Source organism: Nocardioides sp., assembly GCF_024509035.1.
Lineage (GTDB): Bacteria > Actinomycetota > Actinomycetes > Propionibacteriales > Nocardioidaceae > Nocardioides.
Window position 1 is genome coordinate 2,462 of the sequence record NZ_JANINT010000271.1, and the last position, 309, is coordinate 2,770.

Here is a 309-nt window from a genome sequence, read left to right on the forward strand (position 1 = left end):
CGAGATGGCCACCCTGCGTGTCGTCCTCGACCTCGCCGACGCGGTCGCCGCCCGCGAGCTCGGCGACCGGGAGGCCGCCGAGGCCGGGCTGCGGGCGCTGCGGTCGGGGGCCTGCTATCCCAGCACGTACGTCGACGTGCTGGCCGGCCTCGAGCTGGCCGAGGCCCGCCTCGGCGAGGGCGACGTGGCCGCCGCCGAGGCCCTGCTGCGCGACGTCGACGCGACCGGGCGTCATCCGGGGCGGGTCGCCCGCACCGCCGTACTCGTGGCGCTCGCCCGCCAGGATCTCGAGGCGGCGGCCCGGCGGGC

The 309-nt window shown here is 79.6% G+C and carries 1 protein-coding gene; it reads left to right on the forward strand.

Translation table 11 applies throughout. The features are described from left to right. Positions 1 to 4: 4 nt before the first annotated feature. A partial coding sequence (locus tag Q0L15_RS18290) for a hypothetical protein (RefSeq protein WP_296605879.1) occupies positions 5 to 309 on the forward strand: 305 nt, incomplete at its 3' end.